At 40.7% G+C, this 1,230-nt stretch carries 2 protein-coding genes; both read left to right on the forward strand.

Annotation, left to right across the window (positions count from 1 at the left end; all coding sequences use genetic code 11):
- A partial coding sequence (locus tag F6K13_RS33905; RefSeq protein ID WP_205127858.1) for an RNA-guided endonuclease TnpB family protein occupies positions 1-844 on the forward strand: 844 nt, incomplete at its 5' end.
- On the forward strand, positions 747-1,230 hold a 484-nt coding region (locus F6K13_RS33910), incomplete at its 3' end, for a zinc ribbon domain-containing protein (protein ID WP_205127859.1). The genes F6K13_RS33905 and F6K13_RS33910, both read left to right, overlap by 98 nt.

Consider the following 1,230-nt stretch of genomic DNA (forward strand, 5'->3'; position numbering starts at 1 on the left):
CGTCGTCTGGAACGATAGCCTAGCTTGCTGCCAACAAAAGTATAAATCAGAAGAAAAGAAGCCCACTAATGCTGAACTTCAAAAACAGTTGATCACATCTGCTAAAAAGACTGTAGACAGAGAATGGTTATCAGAGGTTTCTGCTATTCCATTACAGCAATCTTTAAATGATTTAAACCAAGCTTATCAAAACTTTTTTCAATCAACCAAAGGTAAGAGAAAAGGTAAACCTATAAAACCTCCACGATTCAAAAAAAGGAAATCAAGACAGACTGCTAAGTTTACAAAAGGAGGGTTTAAAATTGGTCAACATAAAGTTTATTTAGCCAAAATAGGAAAACTGAAAATTGTGTGGTCGAGAGAATTACCTGCTTCTCCATCATCAGTAACATTAATCAAAGATTCAGCTAATAGATATTTCTTAAGTTTTGTAGTAGAAATACAACCAGAAACTTTATCTGAAAATGAAAATTCAGTAGGTATAGATTTAGGTATTAAAACCTTTGCTACATTGAGTGACGGTACAAAGATTGATGCTCCTAAGGCACTCAAAAAACGAATCAAGAAATATCGAAAGTTAAGTAAGTTATTATCTAACAAAACCTTAGGGTCGAAACGATATGAAAAAGCTAGACTGAGAGTTGCTAAGTTCCATGCCAAATTAAAGGATACTAGGACAGATTTTTTGCATAAATTATCTACTGAAATAATTCGTGAAAACCAAACAATTGTTCTAGAAGACTTGTTTGCGAAGCATTCCGAAGGAAACGTTTCAGGTATGGTCAAAAACCGCAACCCACCCCCATCCCCTCCTGGGAGGGGAGCAAGAGGGGTGGGTTTCTGATTTAGGCTGGAGACAATTCCGGACTTTTTTAGAAGGGAAAGCAGAAAAATACGGTCGTGATTTTAGAGTAATCAGTCGTTGGGAACCAACATCCCAAATGTGCTCGTGTTGTGGTTTCAAAGGTGGTAAATTAGACTTATCAGTGCGAGAGTGGGAATGTCTCAACTGTGGTACAAAACACGACAGAGACGAGAATGCAGCAATAAATATATTAGTCGCGGGTGGGCAATCCGAGACAAAAAACGGGCATGGAGGCAAGTGTAACCCACCCCCATCCCCTCCCGGGAGGGGATGGGGGTGGGTGCAGCAGCCTGTGAGATGCCAACCCGCCGAGGAGCCACGGCTCGGTAGGAATCCCCGTGCCTTTAGGCCGGGGAGGATGTCAA

Source organism: Okeania sp. SIO2B9, from assembly GCF_010672505.1.
GTDB lineage: Bacteria > Cyanobacteriota > Cyanobacteriia > Cyanobacteriales > Microcoleaceae > Okeania > Okeania hirsuta.